This is a genomic window from Caulobacter sp. Root1472, assembly GCF_001426985.1.
GTDB classification, from domain to species: Bacteria; Pseudomonadota; Alphaproteobacteria; order Caulobacterales; family Caulobacteraceae; genus Caulobacter; species Caulobacter rhizosphaerae.
In genome coordinates, this window is the sequence record NZ_LMFX01000048.1 from 1 (window position 1) to 1,050 (window position 1,050).

1 protein-coding gene is annotated in these 1,050 nt (G+C 70.1%); it reads right to left on the bottom strand.

Annotation, left to right across the window (positions count from 1 at the left end):
* A partial coding sequence (locus ASD47_RS22605; protein ID WP_056761715.1) for a calcium-binding protein occupies nt 1-1,050 on the bottom strand: 1,050 nt, incomplete at both ends.

A 1,050-nucleotide genomic window follows, 5' to 3' on the forward strand; every position in this document is an offset into this window, starting at 1 on the left:
CGTTGCCCGCGCCGCCGTCGATCTTGCCGATCCCGCTCAGGGTCGTGGTCGAGAAGTCCAGCACGTCGCCGTTGGCCGAGCCGGCGATGGTCACGCCGGCGAAACCGCCGCTGCTGATCAGCTCGACATTGCTGAAGCTGGACAGGCCGATGACGGTGTTGGCCGCCAGGGCCGTGACCGTGTCGACGCCGTTGCCGCCGTTGATGGCGTCGGCGCCGCTGGTCGTACCCGTGAACTGGAACACGTCGTCGCCGCCCCCGCCAGCCAGGGTGTCGTCGCCCAGTCCGCCGATGATGATGTCGGCGGCGGCCGAGCCGAGGATCGTGTCATTGCCGGCCGCGCCGTCGATCCGGCCGATGCCGACCAGGACCGTCGAGGACAGGTCGATCAGGTCGGCGTTGGCGCCCCCGCCCAGGATCACATTGGCGAAGCCGTTGGCGGTGACCGTCTCGACATTGGTCAGGCTGGAGACCGTGATCGTCAGGTTGGCGGCCGTCGCTTGCAGCACGTCGGCGCCGTTGCCGCCGTTGACCGCGTCGATGCCGCCGGAAGCGCCGTAGGTGATGACGTCGTCGCCGTCGCCGCCGTTTAGCGTATCGTCGTTCGCGCCGCCGTCGAGCACGTCGGCGCCGGCCGTGCCGATGATCACGTCATTGCCCGCCCCGCCGTCGATCTTGCCGATCCCGACCAGGGTGGCGGACGACAGGTCCAGCGTATCCGCCGCGGTGGTTCCGGCGAGGGTGACGCCGGTGAAGCCGTTGGCGGTGATGGTCTCGACGCCGGCGATCGAGCGCAGGCTGATGACCTGGTTGTTGGCCGTGGCCTTGAGGCTGTCATTGCCCAGGCCGCCGGCATAGGCGTCGGCTCCGGCGCTGGCGAAGAAGGCGTCGTCGCCGTCGTCGCCGTTGAAGGTGTCGTTGGCCGACGAGCCGACGAAGGTGTCGGCCCCGGCCCCGCCGCTGATCGCGGCGAGGTTGGTGGCGGTCACCACCGTCAGGTCGATCAGGTCATCGCCGCCGCCCAGCACCACCGAGACGCCGGCGAAGCCGG